Origin of the sequence: Pedobacter sp. V48 (assembly GCF_000523515.1) — a bacterium.
Taxonomy (GTDB): Bacteria; Bacteroidota; Bacteroidia; order Sphingobacteriales; family Sphingobacteriaceae; genus Pedobacter.
Map to the genome: position 1 here is coordinate 289,820 of NZ_AWRU01000006.1, position 18,352 is coordinate 308,171.

General features: G+C 39.4%; 13 protein-coding genes and 2 pseudogenes. 10 read left to right on the forward strand and 5 right to left on the reverse strand.

Annotated elements, in window-relative coordinates; genetic code table 11:
• Positions 1–69 precede the first annotated feature (69 nt).
• From N824_RS06545 to N824_RS06560, 4 genes are all read left to right on the forward strand, one after another.
• Positions 70–1,014 (forward strand): nitrilase family protein, encoded by a 945-nt coding sequence (locus N824_RS06545; protein WP_048904335.1) that lies wholly within the window; start codon positions 70–72, stop codon positions 1,012–1,014.
• 408 nt (positions 1,015–1,422) lie between these two features.
• A complete protein-coding gene (locus N824_RS06550; RefSeq protein WP_152542003.1) occupies positions 1,423–1,689 on the forward strand; it encodes a hypothetical protein in 267 nt (88 codons plus the stop codon).
• 162 nt (positions 1,690–1,851) lie between these two features.
• Positions 1,852–2,628, forward strand: a complete 777-nt coding sequence (locus N824_RS06555; RefSeq protein ID WP_048904337.1) for a GLPGLI family protein — start codon at positions 1,852–1,854, stop codon at positions 2,626–2,628.
• A gap of 5 nt (positions 2,629–2,633) precedes the next feature.
• Entirely contained in the window at positions 2,634–5,264 is a 2,631-nt protein-coding gene (locus N824_RS06560) for a carboxypeptidase-like regulatory domain-containing protein (RefSeq protein WP_048904338.1), read from the forward strand.
• Between the two features lie 52 nt (positions 5,265–5,316).
• Here N824_RS06560 and N824_RS06565 read toward each other — a convergent pair whose 3' ends face one another.
• From N824_RS06565 to N824_RS06575, 3 genes are all read right to left on the reverse strand, one after another.
• Positions 5,317–5,832, reverse strand: a complete 516-nt coding sequence (locus N824_RS06565; RefSeq protein ID WP_235207011.1) for a cupin domain-containing protein — start codon at positions 5,830–5,832, stop codon at positions 5,317–5,319.
• 62 nt (positions 5,833–5,894) lie between these two features.
• The gene (locus N824_RS06570) at positions 5,895–7,037 is read right to left on the reverse strand and encodes a PepSY domain-containing protein (protein ID WP_048904339.1); all 1,143 of its coding nucleotides are present in this window, start codon (positions 7,035–7,037) and stop codon (positions 5,895–5,897) included.
• Positions 7,038–7,039: 2 nt separating this feature from the next.
• Positions 7,040–9,433: a TonB-dependent receptor gene (locus N824_RS06575; protein WP_084498213.1), complete on the reverse strand. Its 2,394-nt coding sequence runs from the start codon at positions 9,431–9,433 to the stop codon at positions 7,040–7,042.
• Between the two features lie 152 nt (positions 9,434–9,585).
• On the opposite strand from N824_RS06575, the gene N824_RS06580 reads away from it, so the two are divergent.
• Entirely contained in the window at positions 9,586–10,803 is a 1,218-nt protein-coding gene (locus tag N824_RS06580) for a VCBS repeat-containing protein (protein ID WP_052334070.1), read from the forward strand.
• 28 nt (positions 10,804–10,831) lie between these two features.
• On the opposite strand, the gene N824_RS06585 is transcribed toward N824_RS06580, so the two are convergent.
• Both N824_RS06585 and N824_RS06590 read right to left on the reverse strand, forming a co-directional pair.
• Entirely contained in the window at positions 10,832–12,079 is a 1,248-nt protein-coding gene (locus N824_RS06585; protein ID WP_048904340.1) for an RNA polymerase sigma factor, read from the reverse strand.
• Positions 12,080–12,171: 92 nt separating this feature from the next.
• Complete coding sequence (locus N824_RS06590) at positions 12,172–12,513, reverse strand: YciI family protein (RefSeq protein WP_048904341.1); 342 nt, start codon at positions 12,511–12,513, stop codon at positions 12,172–12,174.
• A 194-nt stretch (positions 12,514–12,707) separates the two neighbouring features.
• Between N824_RS06590 and N824_RS06595 the strand changes: the two genes are divergently transcribed.
• The 5 genes and pseudogenes from N824_RS06595 (at position 12,708) to N824_RS06610 (ending at position 18,300) form a co-directional block, all read left to right on the forward strand.
• Complete coding sequence (locus tag N824_RS06595; RefSeq protein WP_048904342.1) at positions 12,708–14,015, forward strand: Gfo/Idh/MocA family protein; 1,308 nt, start codon at positions 12,708–12,710, stop codon at positions 14,013–14,015.
• A 19-nt stretch (positions 14,016–14,034) separates the two neighbouring features.
• Positions 14,035–14,700, forward strand: a pseudogene (locus N824_RS06600) (DUF1080 domain-containing protein).
• A gap of 97 nt (positions 14,701–14,797) precedes the next feature.
• A pseudogene (locus tag N824_RS34050) lies at positions 14,798–15,580 on the forward strand (ABC transporter transmembrane domain-containing protein).
• Positions 15,581–15,593: 13 nt separating this feature from the next.
• Positions 15,594–16,550, forward strand: a complete 957-nt coding sequence (locus N824_RS34055; protein ID WP_235207012.1) for an ABC transporter ATP-binding protein — start codon at positions 15,594–15,596, stop codon at positions 16,548–16,550.
• Positions 16,540–18,300, forward strand: a complete 1,761-nt coding sequence (locus N824_RS06610; RefSeq protein ID WP_048904343.1) for an ABC transporter ATP-binding protein — start codon at positions 16,540–16,542, stop codon at positions 18,298–18,300. The genes N824_RS34055 and N824_RS06610 overlap by 11 nt, the downstream gene beginning before the upstream one ends.
• The last annotated feature ends 52 nt before the right edge of the window (positions 18,301–18,352 follow it).

Below are 18,352 nucleotides of genomic sequence, written 5' to 3' on the forward strand. Positions count from 1 at the left end.
TTTAGTCATATATATACAGTTGTCGGAATTTTCCAATCATTGTTGAAGGCGCAGGGATAATTTTGTGTCATGAAAAAAATAAAAATAGCTGCTGCACAGTTTGAAAACAGAAGTGGCGACAAGGAATATAATCTTAAAATGATTGAACAGCTTTCCGAACAGGCAGCAAAGACTGGGGCTGATGTTATTAGCTTTCATGAATGTTCAATTACAGGTTACACGTTTGCACGGAACCTTAGCCATGAGCAAATGTTAGCGCTTAGTGAAAGCATACCAAACGGACCGAGCGTAGCTGCTCTCATTGGATTTGCAAAGAAATATGGAATTGTTATTCTTGCAGGTCTATTTGAGAAGGATGAAAATAATGAACTCTATAAAGCATATGTATGTGTAGATGGAAATGGCTTAATCTCTAGTCACCGCAAGTTACACCCGTTTATTAACCCTTATATCAAGCCGGGATCTGCATATACTGTATTTGAATTGCATGGCTGGAAATGTGGGATTTTAATTTGCTACGATAATAACATTATTGAGAATGTAAGAGCAACAAGACTTTTAGGAGCTCAGGTGATTTTTATGCCACATGTAACGATGTGTACACCATCAAGCAGACCTGGGGCGGGATTTGTTGACGCTAGCCTGTGGAGGGATAAAAATGTGAACGCCCAGTTACTGAGGAAAGAATTTGATGGTGATAAAGGCAGGAAATGGTTGATGAAGTGGTTGCCTGCAAGAGCGTATGATAACGCTGTTTACGCGGTATTTTCAAATCCTATTGGAATGGACGACGATCAGTTGAAAAATGGTTGTTCAATGATTTTGGATCCGTTTGGCGAGATCATAGCGGAATGCAGATCTTTAGATAATGAAATTTCAGTCGCGGAATTAGATCCTGAAAAACTTACCAATGCGGGCGGTTCAAGATACATTATGGCCAGAAGACCGGCGCTATATGCGGACATCATAGGTAAAAAACATAAAAGTGAACATAAAGTTTCATGGCTGAAATAAATCCTGTCCTTTGCTTCTGGGATGCTTCTGACTTGCTTCTGGACTGTTTCAGAAGCAAGTCAGAAGCATCCCAGAAGCACTGCCGAACCATAACGTGGTGTCTAACTGGATACCGGGATTAAATTCTTCGAGTCTATATAGACGAAGAGCTGCATCGCTACCTCGTAGTTGCATCCGCCTATCATAAGGATACGAGCAACAGTGTTTACTTAAAAATTTAATACATTTATTTTACAGACATGTACAATTTACCATACAAATATCTGGGAGCTATCGATATTATCTAATCAGTACTTGCCAACTCTATTTCTGTTTTTGAGGGTTAAAAAATGCCTTATCTTTTAAAGCTGCTCGATTGGCATGATAAGTGTAAATTATTATCAAAAAATTAATCCTCAATCTATTTTTATGAAAAAAACCTCTTCTTTCGTAGCGTTGTGCTTAATCAGCATTGCTACATTCGCTTCTCCTTTAATTTCTACTGCTGCTAAGAAGGCGTGTAACGCAGCACTTACAGTAACTTATGTGTATCCAGACGGTTCTGTTTACGGCTCTTATACTTACTATGGTAGTGGGGCAACCTGCGGAGCTGCAATGGATGCTGCAAGAGCACGTCAAAATGCCGTAGAGGCAGCGGTAAATGACGATCCATCAAGCCCTATTCATGTTTATTAATCCAAGAAACCTTAACGGTTTAATTACCGTTATTATAAAACGTATTTAGGCTTTATTCTACTGTTTGAAACCAAAAGATGAGTCCTGCCTTTTAAAAGGAGAACTCATCTTTTTTTAAATTAAATCGACCTCTCATTTCTTTATAACATATCTTCACGATTTATGTATCGAAACAAAACGGCTCTAGGCTTTGCTTTTATATTGTGCTTTTTAACGTTTAATATAAGCGCACAAGTTAAAGGAACGATAAATTATAAGTTAACAAAAAACGATGGTGTTAGTAGCTCCACAGAGATCAACAGTATAGTTTATTTTTCCGGAAACAAGTCTATTGAGATAAACTTACCTAAGAATTTATCTAACACTATAATAGCAGACGGAGATAATAGTTTCGTGGAAACGAAAGTTCTGAAAAATAGCAAGCCCATATTTGTTTATAAAGATTTCAGCAAAAATGAACTTCAACTTTCAGACTTTATAGAGCGTAACATTTATTTGATTAAGGATACACTGGCTAATTTTAAGTGGACAATAACTAAGGAAAAGAAAAAAATATTAAACTATAGCTGTACAAGGGCAACTACCACCTTTAGAGGGCGTCAATTTGAAGTTTGGTTTACTGACGCCATTTCTGTACCAAATGGCCCATGGAAGTTCTGCGGACTGCCCGGTTTAATCATTGTTGCAAAAGATTTAGAAGGAAAATATAATTATGAACTTACTGGCATTAATCTTAAAGCAGTATTCGACCCCAAAATAATCAGCATTCCCTTTTCTTATTCAAAAGACAAGGCTGTAAGCCATGGCCACTTTATTGCAGCTTATAAAAAACGTGTTGCCCAAAATGCAGCGTTATCGCGGGCTAGCGAGCAGCAGAATAGCAGTGGGGGGAGCTCGTCGTTCGTAGTAACTTTACCGCCCAAAATGGAAAAACTTTAGTTGTTTTGAAATCTATATTGCCACTCTTATTTATTTTAATTTCTTTCGCCGCTTTCGGGCAAAAAATTACTTTAAATGGTAAGGTCACTTCTGGGGGGCAGCCGCTTGCATACGCAACTTTGCAGTTAAAAACAGCAGACAGTACTATCCTTTCTTATACAAATAGCAATACCAATGGGCTCTTCGTTTTAGAAGCGGATTTAGGCGGTGCGAAATTTGTACATTTAATAGCCAGTTACATCGGTCTAAAAACCGATACGCTGAAGTTAGAGTCAAGTACTTTTAACGGCAATGTAATTAGTCATAACTTCGAATTGCTTGACGACCCAAAACAATTAGATCAAATAAACATTAATGCTGAAAAACCGACTGTAGCAATTCATAATGATACGACCAGTTTTAACGTAGCTAAATTAACAACTGCGGAGGATAAAAACATTGAAAGTGTGATCAGAAAAATGCCAGGCATGTCTGTTAGTAAAGATGGCACGATCACTTATAACCAGCAAAAAATCACCAAGGTTTTATTAGAGGGGGACGATATGACGGGTGAGAATTATAAAACCATAACCCAAAATTTGAAACCTCAGCTTGTAGAACAGGTACAAGCAATAGAGAATTATATCGAAGATGACCTATTGAATGGAATAATAAGCTCTGATGAGGTTGTCTTAAATCTTAAATTAAAAAACAATAAAAGTATTTTAGGGAGTGCGGATCTGGGGGTTGGCATCAATAAAAGAAACGATGTGTCTGCCAATGTGGTTTCTCTATACAAGAGAATTAAGGCCTTCTCTTACATAAGCAATAACAATACGGGCGAATACCAGGAAGATTTGTTAAGCCTTAATAGTAAAACAGCACACAGCAACTCAGACGGCAAGTTAATTAATCACGCTATAGGGGATACTAACCCATTCGACAACAATAACTTTCGTCTTAATAACACGCTTTCAGGAAGTCTTTCTGCTGTGAGCCATGCTAATAAAAACCTTAAACTTACATTGGGTGTTTATGCAATCCGTAATAAGCTTTCTGATGAACGATCTAACAAGCAAGTTTTCTTTGGCCCAGAACCTATAACTACCGAAGACCGGGAAACAAGGTCTTCTAATGACAGGAATTATCAAATAGAGTTGGGTGCACAACAAAGAATTGGCAGGGCTTCTCGCTTATCCTCCGCCATATCTTATACCTTTAAACCCTCAACTTATTCCTCTCTAGATACTTCTTTTTTTAATACTGAAACAGAAAACCTGGTCAAGCAAAGTCAGGAGGATAAGGTTAAATCATTTAAGGGAGAAATAAGTTACGTTCAAAAAGCCAATGCAGCTACTGCATTTGTGGCTACAATGACTACCCTTAACCAGAAAATTGAGCAAAGCTATGGATCAGTTTCTGATCTATACAGTCAAATTCCTTTATTTAACGGTGCCAAAAACCTGCTTCAAAATGCTTCGAATACACTAAATACAGTTACCATTGATGCTCAACTGCTAAAAAAATCGGGATTCAACTATTTCTACTTAAATGGGGGAGGTAACATTAAACAAACACAAACCTTTACTAATCTTTATAGGGTAGATGATTTTACTCAAACCCTTCTTGGAGAAGATTTTCAAAATGATGTTGTTACGGATAGTCGGTTACTTTATCTAGCGGCGAAATATACTTTTGATAACAAAATTATCAAAGTGCAGGGGTTAATAAGGGGAAACATAAAACATATTAGCGTGTACGAGCAGGATAGCACCTACTTTTACGTACAGCCAGAACTCAACATCACTGCTAAATTAAGTGATTATCAGCAGCTATCCTTAAATTATAAAATTCAGAATACTTCCTCGGATGATTTTGATTATTACAAAAACAGTTTGGTAACAGATGTTAGGAATATTAATACGGGTTTAAACCGTATATATTACTTTAACAGCCACATCATACGGGCATACTATAACAACAGATCTTTTTCTGATAAATATTTTTCATTTCAGTTATCGGGCAATGCAAGCTATAGTGCATCAGGTTTTCTGACAGCTAATTATTTTGATAATACCTTGTTTTACACGCAACTGGCTTTTTATAAGGGCATAAAAAAGTTAGGAGGAAATGCTGTTTTTCAAAAATTTATCCCAGTTATTTCTACAGATTTCACCTTAAATTTTGGTCGATCCAAAACAAATTATTACGCATCTATTAGTAATCAAATAAATAATTATACTAATTTCAATAGCGCATTCGATTTTAAGCTATCTACGGGGTTTAAATTTCCATTGAACTTTTCGGGACAATTTCAATATATCAAAGACGCCACTTATATAGCCGATAATAAGATAAACAATAACATTGTCCGTAAATATTCTGTTGCTTCAAGGATTAAATTTGGTGGTGGTTTAACACAATTGGTTTCTTTTGACCTGTATCAGCTTAACAAAACGAATTATCATATATTAAATTCGGAGCTTATATATCAGCCTAAAAACACACGCTTAAAATACAGCATTATCGGTAAAAACCTTTTAGATGTAAAAACACTAGTTAATAGTTATGTAAGCAATGTTGTAAAATCTACGAGTAGTGCCTCGTTGTTGGGCAGGCACGTAATGTTTAATCTTTCATTGGCCATTGGCCAATAGTGTAACAGTGATGTTCTACGATTCCGGTATTGCAGACTTCTATCCCTGGCTATTAGCCTAGAAAGTCTGGAGGATAGGTTTTCTGATTATATTTCAGGTCCATTTCTTTTAAAAATTCTTTTCGCTTGTCGTTTAATTCAGGAACCGGCAAAATCTGGCCCGGCAGCACAGGTACGCCTATTTCCTTGAATAGATTTTCCAATCCTGCCGGTACTACCGTGCAGAGTAAACGTGCGTAGTCTTTAGAAATGTTTTTAAAGCAATGTATGGCCCCACCAAAAGGTATGTTTACAAAGCCATCTTTACCGACAGTTCGCTTACCTGCTTCAGTTTTAAACTCCACTGCTCCTTCCAGGACATGGAACATTTCCTGAGTTTCTGGATGGGAGTGTGGCGGTGGGCCTCCTCCTGGAGGAACTGTCATTTCAATAACAGCATAGTTGCCATTGGTCTGATCTCCGGAGATCACAATTCTGTAATTGCCACCAGCTATCGCTAATGTTTCTCCTTCATCGCTACTGATAATCTTTACGTTAGAATCCATATTATCTTTGATTTCCACTAACATTTGATTAAAGTTAACAAATGTTTTACTTACTACCAGGTGGCAATCAACCAAATTAACTAACCTTATACCGAACGCTTTTTGTTCCCTTTGTTATACCACATTAAAAAGCCTGTGATGGGCATGCTGGCACAGATTAACGAAACAAAGAAAGCAAGTATTTTGGTTGGGATGCCCGCATAGGCTCCGGTATGCAGGTCGTAGTTCATGCTCCTGAATTTCTCACCACCCTTTACGTCCTGATCGCCATACTTCATCAGCAGTTTGCCGTTGTTACGATCAAAATAATACCATTCGAACACGTGTGTGCGATTTTTGGCAAGGCGTACCTGAACATCCATGGGATCTGTATTCTTTTCGCGGAAGCGGATCGATAATATATCGGCTTGAGGATGCAACTGAAAGAGATGAGTAATGGCACTATCGGTCGATTGAGGATGGTAGGTTTCGTTGGGGGTAGATAATGGAATAACCCGCTTTTCAGCGGCTTTTCCGCCATTGGCAAGGAACTGGACAGACTGGTCAGCCCAGGGAAAAGCGAAGACCAAACCTGTTACACAGATCAAAATCGCTGGAATCAGGATATAAAAGCCTGATACATTGTGCAAATCATAGATCCGTCTCTTTATTCCCACATCACGTTTAATTACAAGCCCTTTTTTGAAGGCTTTTGTTTTCCATTTTCGGGGAAACCACAGAATCAAACCGCTCAACAATAAAACAAAAAAACATAGCGCCGAAATTCCTGTTACCATGCCGCCAACTGAGTCGCCCAATAGTAGGTTCATGTGGAGGTTCAACACCAGTTGAAAGAATTCGTTTCGCGTGTCCTCCACGTATACCACTTTTCCATTGTAGGGGTTTACATAGACCCGGTAGTAATATTTGTAATAATTCCAGTGTCCGATGGCTTTCTTATCCGTTAGCGATGCCCGAAATATCCAGGTGTGGCCTTTAGCGGGATAGATCTCGCAGCGGGTAATCTTAACATCCGGCCCAAGAGCCTTTTGCGCCTGATTGCGCAGCTCACTGAAATTTAAAAAGTTGCGATTTCCCTCGGCTTCTACATAATATCGCTTATGATAAAAGTATTCTTTCAGCTCATCCGAAAAGACATTTATACAACCGGTTATACTAACAATCAAAACAACCAGGCCTGTAATCAGACCCAGCCATTTATGCAGCCAGAAAAAGAGTTTCCGCAGCATTATTAAAAGTTATAAGAAAGATTCAGACTCATCGTTGCACCGTTTCCACGTACATATTCTGCATCAATGGCACGGTACTGGCTTACTACCGGGTAGTAAGAACTATTCAGCAAATTCTCCACACCCATTCCGGCTGACCATTTACTGTTAAAACGGTAACCGGCCGACAGGTTGAAAAGACTTACCGGTTTAACCGGACCTTCACTGTTGGCATACAAACCATTAGAGCGCACATCAAAACGATCGCGACCTTCGGTATATACCCAATATAGTTTCACATCAAGCGAGCTCAACGGGCGATAGCCCAGGTAAGCAGTTGCTTTAGGTGGCGCAATGCGTAAGCCATTCATATATACTTTTGTGCCGCCTGTTTGTTCTGCTTTTCCCTCCACATAAGAGTAGCTGCCTCCCACTGTCCATTGCTGACTGAAGTAAACATCTGCTGAAATCTCGTAGCCATGAATTCGTTCCGGCTCGCGTTGAGGGACAAGATACCCTCCAACATCAACAAGGTTAGCCCCCAGTTTAGATGTACTGATATAATAAGACGCGGTTAAATTAACGATGCCTAGCCTGCTGCTGAAACCCGCTTCGTAGTTATTGGTAATAATAGGATCTGTGGCAATGCTTTCAAGTGTATTGCTGGTTGCACTTCTCAATATACGACCCAGTTCGTTTATTGCAAACCCTTGAGAGAAACTCACAAAAGGATTGAAGATATCATATTTGTTGTATCGTAAGCCAGCATTGAAAGTAGTGCTATGATAAGGAATTTTACCACCGGTAACAGCAATGCTCCCTTCGCCGTTAGGACCTCTGGCAATGGTTTTGAAATCCTGTACTTTAACACGTGCATTTTCATAACGAACTCCGGCTTTCAAAACAAAATTTGTCATTATGTCCATCTTCATCTGGGCATATGGTGCAAGATTAAGCATGTTCATGTCCGGAATATATACCCTGCCATCGGTAAGAACCTGATTGGTTCTGTCGCTTAGCAGATCGAGTCCGTAAGTCAGCTCTCCATCGCCAAAAGCACCCATTTTCCATGGTGTGTTCAATGTTAAGCGAACACCTTTTTTGAACGATTGTATCTTGGTTTGCCCCGGGCCGTACCAGGCCGTTGCTTTCTCCACATATCTGTTCATAGAAATAAAGCTATTGTAATAAGCCGAAACATCAAGAGAACTGGCTAAAGGCAGCGCATCATTATGATAGGAAACCAAGGCATTGTGGTTATACGGTGTACCCGCAGCTTCTCCCGGATCATCTCCTTTTTTACCTACCGAAGGGTTTTCTCCGTATTTACCCGTTACGTTGATATAATCGCTGCTTTGTACGCTTCTAAACAGGTTATAAGAAGCAATAATTTCACTATGCTCATTTGGTTTGTACGCAAGTTTAACAAAGGTATTATAAAGTGAATTCTCACCAAGTCCATCAGGCTGGGCATTCACGTTTCCTTTAGCATCCTTTAACACCCCGGTATAATTATAAGTGCCATTGACCACGTAGGAAAACTTATTTATCGTTCCTGAAAAAGTTTGCGAAAATCGGTATCCAGTTGTGTTTGACGGATGTGCCAGGTTACCATTTAACCCCACACTGCTGGTGCCGCTAAACGTTTTATCAGCAGTTGGTTTTTTAGTGATGAAATTAATAATACCACCTGCAGATCCATTACCATAAATAGAAGTTGCACCCTTAATGACCTCTACGCGTTCAATAGCTGCCGGGTCAAGTGTACGGATATCACGACTCCCGTTCATAAGTGGCGTAGATTGTGGAATACCGTCGATCAGTACCAATACCTGACGGCCACGTAGGGTCTGTCCTGAATTGGTTGCCTTATTACTCGAAGTTCCCAGTCCCGGTACGGTATTTCCAAGGATGGCGGTAACTGAAGGGTTAACATTTAGCTGCTCCTTTACATCTCTCGCGGTAAGGATCGTAACTGAAGAGGGAACATCTTTCAGGCTTTCTGGTTTTCTACCGGCAGTAACAACTACTTCAGAAAGGTCGTTTCCTGTTTCAAGCACAAAAGAGACTTCGGTGGTGGTATCGGCAATAAGCGTTACCTCTTTGACTGAAGTCTGATAGCCGACCAGGCTGACACTAACGCGATAAGCACCGGCAGAAAGATCCTTGATCAGGAATCTGCCGAGTTTATCTGTCGGTATGCTTTTACCTCCACTCACGGCAACAGTTGCATATTTCAGCGGTTGACCCTCAGTGTCATTGACTATGCCTGTTAGCGAACCCTTTGAATTGCCGTTTTGCGCAAATGAGATAAAAGGGGTTGCAATAAGAAGCAAGATTGATAAAATCAGTAATAATTTATATGTTAATAAAGAAGATAAGTTTTCTGCATGCGTTTTGATTTGGGAATCTGGCATATAATTATTCGTGTAAAGATTAAAACTGCCGCAAAGGTATTCTTATTTAGATTTAATACAAACAGCTTTTGACGAAAAATCATTTTGTTTTGATTTTCTTTTTTTGATCTGCTCCAGGGAATGGAATAATGAAAATATGATTAACTTTAGTTATGCAGCTTTCTCCATTCAGAAAATTCTATACGATTTCGGCTTTACTAAACCTTGTCGTTATTAATAATGCTTGTTCACAAAGTGTGGAAACCAAGCATTTCAAAGATGTTACTTTAACTCATTTGCCCATAGATGCAGAAGCACATGCTTTGGATGTGGTTTTGGCTGATATGAATAAAGATGGCCATTTGGATGCTATACTAGCGTTGGAAAATTTGCCTAACCGATTGTATATAAACGATGGTACAGGGAAATTTACCTGGAATAAAGGTGTTTTTGCAGAAAAATCGCATGATACCGAACACGTGCGTGCAGGAGATTTTGATAAAGATGGGAACCTGGATGTCATCTTCGTTGCTGAAGATGATCAAAATCATGAGTTCTATTTAGGAAATGGAGATGGAACTTTTAGAAATGTGAGCGAGCGACTGCCTGCAAAAAGTGAAGCGAATGGACTGGATATCGGAGACGTAAACGGAGATGGTTTATTGGATGTTATTGTTGGAAATACCGGACCTACACCTCAGAATTTCCTGTGGTTAAACAACCCGGAAAAGCCAGGACACTTTATTGATTATACAAAAGAAGGGCTTCCTGCACTCCGGTGGGAAACACAATCAGTTAAGCTGACTGATTTAAACGGCGATGGGCATCTGGACTTAATTACCGGAAATGAAGTTCCTCCCAATCGTTTATTCTTTAATGATGGAAAAGGACGTTTCACCGAACACGCGGAAAAGCTGGAGCTTCTGGTTCCTTTACATACAAGAGAAGTTTTAGTATTTGATGCAAATGGAGACAAACACCCTGATATCCTATTTCTTAACCTAACAAGCAATGGCGGTGCATTTGAGAAAGATCCTACTGCCCGTTTACTGATTAATGATGGTAAGGGAAATTTTAAAGATGAAACGGCAAAAAGGATTCCTAAGCAGGAGTACTCTACTTATGCAGGGGCAATTTTTGACTTCAACCATGATGGACATCCGGACATTATCTTAAGCGCACTCAAGATTCCTCCTTTTCAGCCGATGCAGGTTCAGGCATTGCAAAATGATGGTAAAGGCAATTTTAAATTAGTCACCAGTGAGGTCATTCCGGAATCTACTGTAGGTAGAAGTTGGGGGATTGCCATTGGTGATGTAAACAAAGATGGTAAACAAGATCTTTTTATTGGTCAATGGGGAACACAGGCCAGATTGCTCTTGGGAAAATAAGAACAGAGGATCAGCCTGAAAATAAAACTCATTGATTCTTAGCAGAGCCAAGATCACTTATGTTTTTGGATATTATCGTTTTATCGGCTTTTGATTTAGCTAGTTTTAATGCATTTTGAAAATGGAATTGTGCCTTAACGTTGTCAATCCCCGTATATAAATTACCCAGGAGGGCATGATATAGATGATTGTCTTTTAGATTTAGCTTCTCAGCCTCTATAATTGCTTCGTTCTTACCATTGGCTTTAGATAAGGCGTAGGTTCTGTTCAGTGCTGCAATTGGCGAGTATTCTAATTGGAGCAGCTTATTATAAAGTTGTAAAATGCTTTCCCACTTTTCTGCTGTGTCTCGTTTAAGGGTATGCCAATAGGCGATGCCTGCTTCCAGATGGTACTTTGAAAGTTTATCGCCTACCGAAGCCTGGTTTAAAAAGCATTCGCCCTGGGTAATGAGTTCTTCGTTCCAAAGGTTTTCATTCTGATTCTGATAAAGTATGGTTTCCCCTTTTACATCCACCCTTGCCTCAAAGCGGGAGGCATGAAAGCACATTAGAGAAATGAGGGCATTTACGGCGGGTTTATTCGTTGTTTTGTTTTCAAGTAGCAAATTAGTTAAACGCATCGCTTCCAGGCAAACCTCTTTTCTTAAGGTTACATCTTTTCCGGCTGAATAGTAACCTTCATTAAAAAGAAGATATAAAGTTCTTAGAACCATTTCTAATCTACCTTCAATTGCGCCCTGGCTAGGGAATTCGATTTTAACCTGCTCTAGCCTAAGTTTTTCTTTAGCCCGAAACAATCGCTTGTTAATAACCTCTTTGTTGGTTAAAAAGGCATTTGCTATTTCATCAATTCCAAAGCCGCAGAGCACGCGGAGTGATAAACTTATCTGTGCTTCAGATGATATAGATGGGTGGCACACGGCAAACATCATTTGTAGCTGGCAATCTGTAATGTTCTGTTCCGACAGATCAATTTCAAATTCCTGAATTTCGGAGCTATTGTTTTGGAGGTGCGGGGTAATCTTTTGATCAAACAGCGTATTCCTTTTCAAATAATCTTTAGCCTTGTTTTTTGCTACAGTATAGAGCCAGGCAACAGGGTTTTCGGGCAAACCTTTTATTCCCCAGGTTTCAGAAGCCATCAGAAAAGTATCGCTCGAAATGTCCTCTGCAATTTCGATATGTTCCAAACCAAATATTTTAGTTAGTACAGCAGTTAATTTCCTGTATTCGGTTCTAAATAAATGCGGTATTAGTTCTTCTGTTTGTTCCATAATAAAACTGATAGGTTAGATGCGTAAAAATGAAAAGCCTTTGCAAATTACAAAGGCTTTTCATTTTTTTAAACTAATCGTAGGATTATAGCTTACATAGGGTTAATTACTCTAACCTCTACACTTCCACCATTTTGAAAAATAGGGCAGCCTTTTGCCATTTCTGTCGCTTCTTCCAATGATTCTGCTCTGACAAGGGTGTAACCTCCAATGGCTTCCTTTATTTCCATAAATGGACCGTCGGTAACTACATTTCCTGGTTTTACAGTGTTGCCTTCTGATCCCAGGCGATTACCTCGGTCAACCAGTTTGTTTTGTGCAGCAATACCGCCAATCCAATCCATCCATTTTTTAGTCTCGGCCTGCATTTCTTCAGGAGAACCTTTGGGTACAGCCTGATAATCGTTTCTAAATACAAATAAGAACTCTTTCATTTTGCTTAAGTTTTAATGGTTAAAAACAGATGACGATTGTAATTTCTGAAATTGGACATCATCATGCAATTTCTTTATTTTTTAGGTAATCTTTTTGTGAATAATTCCATCTTTAAATAACTTAACATAAATTTAGTACAAAATGAAACTACTCCTGCCAGGGAGAACACAACCAAACAAATGAACCTAATATTATGACTAAAATTATAATTCCAAATTTAACAGATCGAAGATCATTTTTAAAGAAATCGGGTCTGGTACTTGTAGGAAGTACGTTAGCTTATCAGTCGGGCTTTGCTTCTCCATTGTTTTCTTCAGCGAAGTCTAAGCTTAAAGTAGGTTTAATAGGCTGCGGTGGTCGTGGTACAGGTGCCGCTGCGCAAGCATTGCAAGCTGATCCTGATGTTATAATTACAGCATTGGCGGATGTTTTTGAGGATAGATTGGAAGGTGCATATACGGCCCTTGTAGAAATTGCAGGTGACCGGGTTAAAGTAAATAAAAAGAATAAATTTATTGGGTTTGACGCTTATCAAAAGCTAATAGATTCTGGTGTTGATGTAGTTTTACTTACAACACCGCCGGCATTCAGGCCCGACCATCTGACTGCTGCAATAAATGCAGATAAACATGTTTTTTGTGAAAAGCCTGTTGCCGTTGATGTGCCCGGGATACGTAAGGTTTTAGATGCAGCAAAAAAAGCCCGCGAGAAAAACCTTTCTTTGGTGTCTGGTTTTTGTTTCCGTTATGACCTGCCAAGCAGGGCTACTTTCGGAAGGATTTTAAATGGCGATGTTGGAGACATCAGAACGGTTTCTACATTCAGGAATGGTGCAGGAAATTGGTCAAACCCTCGTCAGCCGGATTGGACTGATCTTACCTATAAAATGCGTAACTGGCATTACCACAGCTGGCTTTCGGGCGATTTTATCACAGAACAGGCTGTTCATAGCTTGGACTTGATGTCCTGGGCAATGGGCGGAAAAATGCCGGTTAGTGCAACAGGAACCGGTGGCAGACAAGTTCGCGTTGATGAAATTTTTGGTAACATATATGACCATTTTGCAATCGAGTATGAGTATGCCAACGGAGTTAAGGGTTATCACTTCTGCAGACAGCAGGAGGGGACATCGCATCGCAACAGCGTAGATGTTTTAGGCTCAGATGGAAATGCAGTTATTAATGTTGGCAGTAAATATGAAATCACCGGAAAAAATAAGTGGATTTATAACGGAGAGAAAAACAATATGTACCAAACTCAACATAATGAGCTTTTTGCTGGTATAAGAAGTGGAAATCCAATAAACCAGGGCGAAGAAATGGCAAACAGCACCCTGTTGGCCATTTGGGGGCGTATGGTTGCATATAGTGGCCAAACGCTGACATTAGAACAGGTCATGAAATCTACCGAAACGCTAGGCCCAAAAATAGAGGATTATCATTGGGATCTTAAATGGGAAGACCATCCGGTAGCTTTGCCGGGTATTACCAAAGTAATTTAACCTACCTAAAACGATAGATATGAAAATGTTAAGTCGGATAGGTATGACCTTTCTGTTTCTTTTACTTTGCAAATCATCATTATACGCACAACCAAAATCTATTAAATTTGGGAATGAGTTAAAATTTGAGCAAACAACCAGTGGTGGTAAAGCGAAGGGACAGTCGATTAATTGGATAAATGTAAATACAGATCCTGATACCTGGAGAGTAGACAAAGATCTGCTCATTTGCAAAGGCAAGCCCATTGGTGTTATGCGCTCAGAAAAATTGTATGAGAATTTTATACTTCAGGTAGAATGGAAGCATATGGAAGCTGGTGGAAATTCAGGAGTATTTGTGTGGAGTGATGCAAAACCAGGCGCTGAAAATCGCCTGCCTGGGGGAGTAGAGGTGCAGATGCTTGAGCTTGACTGGGTAAACCAAAACATTACCAATGGCGAAAAGCCACCTATTGCATATGTTCATGGCGAACTTTTTGGGGTTGGGGGCGTACAAACAGTTCCGGATAATCCGAGGGGCGAACGCAGTAAATCTGTAGAGAATCGTTGCAAAGGAAAAGGTGAATGGAATAGTTATACAGTGGTTTGTGTGGATGGAACCATCAAATTATCAGTGAATKKCMASYWSSTWMNATRKGMTWMSNANWTCWAMCGTAAAGAAGGGATATCTGTGTTTAGAATCTGAGGGTGCTGAGATTCATTTTCGTAACTTAAAAATAACTGAATTATAATTGAGATTGGGTTATAGTATTGAAAAAAAATCCCAATTTCGTAAGTTGAAAATGAAAAATTCAGATACTCAGGGTCCAAAACAGAAAACGAAGCAGGGTCAAAGCATTTTTAGTTTGCTTAAACCGTATTCAGGCCTGATTATGCTACTCATCTTGTTTGCATTGCTCAGCAATGGTCTCAATCTTTGGATACCAAAACTTATTGGTAGTGGTATAGATGCGTATAGCGCAGGCAAATTTTCATATAAAACCATTGCTACTGAGTTTATAGTTGTAGTGCTCATTATCTTTCTATTCAGTTTCCTGCAGAGTTTAATGCAAACCTATGCCTCAGAAAAGGTCGCAAGAGACTTGAGAACGCGGTTAGCCGATAAAATATCCAGACAAAGCTTTGCTTACATACAAACCACCAATCCATCGCGTTTACTTACCAATCTCACTTCCGATGTAGATTCAATAAAGTTGTTTGTGTCGCAAGCTATTGTTTCTATCGTTTCTTCCCTGTTCATCATTATTGGCGCAAGTATTTTACTACTTAGCATCAACTGGAAACTTGGTTTAATTGTAATGGCCATCATTCCAATTATTGGAGGTACGTTTTTTATCGTATTGGGGAAGGTGCGTGTGCTATTCAAAAAAAGCAGGGAAGTAATAGACTGGTTAAATAAAGTAATTAATGAAAGTATCCTTGGGGCCATGTTAATTCGTGTAATTAATTCGCAGCAACTGGAATATGATAAGTTTTTTGAGGCGMKNTWMYRAKSYYARMKATATCGGACTTTCAATCCTCAGGTTATTTGCCTGGTTAATCCCCATAATTGTATTCACTGCTAATATGGCGGGTTTGATGATCCTGGTACTAGGCGGCCATTATGTAATTAACGGTAAAATGAGCTTGGGTGATTTTGCTGCTTTTAACAGTTATCTGGCACTGCTAATTTTTCCGATTCTGATCATAGGTTTTATGAGTAACGTAATCGCTCAGGCTACTGCTTCATATGGCAGGATCAGCGAAATGCTCGAAAGACCAGATACAATTGAAACAGGTCAGCTGGCAGCTAATTTAACCGGAGCTATAGAAATGAAGGATGTAAATGTTAATTACGGTGAAAAACCTGTATTAAAGCATATCGATTTCTCTGTACGTCCTGGATCGCGTACCGCGGTAATTGGCCCTACAGCAGCGGGTAAAACACAATTGCTCTATTTGCTTAGTGGTTTAATTAAACCCGATAGCGGTGTATTAACATTCGACGGACATCAAATTGATGAATATAAGAGTGAATCTTTTTACCAAAAATTGGGTTTTGTTTTTCAGGATAGTATCCTGTTCAATATGAGCATCCGTGAAAATATTACTTTTAGTGAAACGGTAACGGACGAATCTTTACAAAGGGCAATTGAAACCGCCGAATTAAAAGATTTTATGGAATCATTGCCAGATGGTTTAGATACCAGCGTTTCCGAAAGGGGATTGAGTCTTTCCGGTGGTCAAAAGCAACGAATTATGCTGGCACGCGCATTGGCGATAAATCCAAATGTATTGCTGCTCGATGATTTTACGGCCAGGGTAGATAATCAGACTGAAACGCGCATACTTGAAAATATTCAACGCAATTACCCTAATTTAACGCTTATATCGGTAACTCAGAAAATAGCTGCGGTTGAACATTATGAACAGATCATTTTGCTTATGCAGGGCGAAATACTGGCTGCCGGAACCCACAAAGAGCTTATGAATACCAGCCCTGAATATGTACAGATTTTTAATTCACAAAAAAGCACAAGCAACTATGAATTATAATCTGAACAGCATAGCCGAGCAGGAGAAAAAAAGTTCATCATGGGCAGGTCTTAAAAACCTGCTGAACCTGGTTGCGGAAGAGAGGAAGCGTATTTTTCTTTCTTTATCTGCAATTCTTGTCAGCGCGTCACTTAACCTCCTTGGCCCGTTTTTAATAGGGTATACGATAGATCATTACGTGCAAACCGGAAAATATCATGGTGTTTTGGTATTTGCAGGTATTTTATTAGGCATGTATTCTATCGCTTTTGTAAGCAGTTATCTACAAACGCAATGGATGGGAGGGGTAGCCCAGCGTGCCATCTTCAAATTAAGAAACGTAATCTTTAATAAAATCCAGCAATTACCGGTAGCCTTCTTTAATGAGAACAAAGCAGGTGATCTGATCTCAAGGGTTAATAATGATACGGATAAATTGAGTCAATTCTTTTCTCAGGCGCTAATGCAGTTCATCAGTAGTATCATTACTATGATCGGTTCCGGAGTATTCTTATTATCTATCAATATAAAACTTGGGCTAGCTACCCTGGTACCAGCCTTGGTTATCCTGATTTTTACAAGAAGTGTTTCGCCCTGGGTAAGAAAAAGGAATGCCTTAAGTTTAAAAAGCTCTGGCGGACTAAGCGCCGAAATACAGGAAAGCCTGAACAACTTTAAGGTAATAATTGCTTTTAACAGAAGAGATTATTTTAGGAAGAAGTTTGATGTAGCCAACCAGCATAATTATAAGACGGCTATGGGTACGGGAATGGCAAACAACATGTTCCTGCCTGTATTTGGCTTGTTCTCTGCTTTAGCACAATTAATTGTGTTGAGTTATGGGATTTACCTGATCACTGAATCGGAATTCAGTATAGGCTTGCTGGTAAGTTATCTGGCGTACTCCACTAACTTTTATAACCCATTAAGGCAATTGGCTGCTCTGTGGACAAGTTTCCAGGTCGCACTTGCCGGTTGGGAAAGGATCTCCCGTATGTTATCTCTGGAAAGTAATCTGGATATTGTTAAGGGTAGTGTTGCAAAAGCTTCAGATTCGTTACTTGAATTTAGGAACGTACATTTTGGATATACAACAAGTAATGAGATACTTCACAATGTGAATTTTAAGCTTGAAAAAGGAAAAACATATGCGTTGGTAGGTCCTACAGGTGGAGGTAAAACCACAACAGCATCCATTATGGCACGCTTATACGATCCGGTTAGTGGTTCGATCCTTTTGGATGGAAAAGACATCAAATCTTATACTTCCGAAGAGCGGAGTAAGAAAATTGGCTTTATACTTCAGGAACCATTCTTATTTACAGGAACGGTTAGAGAGAATATCTTATACGGCAATGAACAATATCATGAATATGATCAGGAAAGTTTCTTGGCTGTAATTAAAGCTACCGGACTAGAGGGGTTACTTTCAGTTTTTGATGATGGAGCAGAAACAAAGATTCTCTCTTCAGGTGACAGCTTAAGTCTGGGTCAAAAACAATTGATCGCTTTTATGCGCGCAGTGCTCAGAAAGCCGGATCTTCTAATTCTTGATGAGGCGACAGCAAATATTGACACCATAACAGAAAAACTACTGGGTGAGATATTATACAAATTGCCACAAGAAACTACCCTGGTAATTATTGCCCACCGTTTAAATACGATCGAGAATGCCGATGAAATCTTCTTTGTAAATAGCGGAGAGGTGACCAGGGCAGGATCATTTCAGGAGGCCATGGATAAGCTTATCCATCATAAAAGAAAAAGCTAGTCTGGATATTGCCAGTAGCTCTACAGATTTTCTTCAAAGTCTGATTTTACTT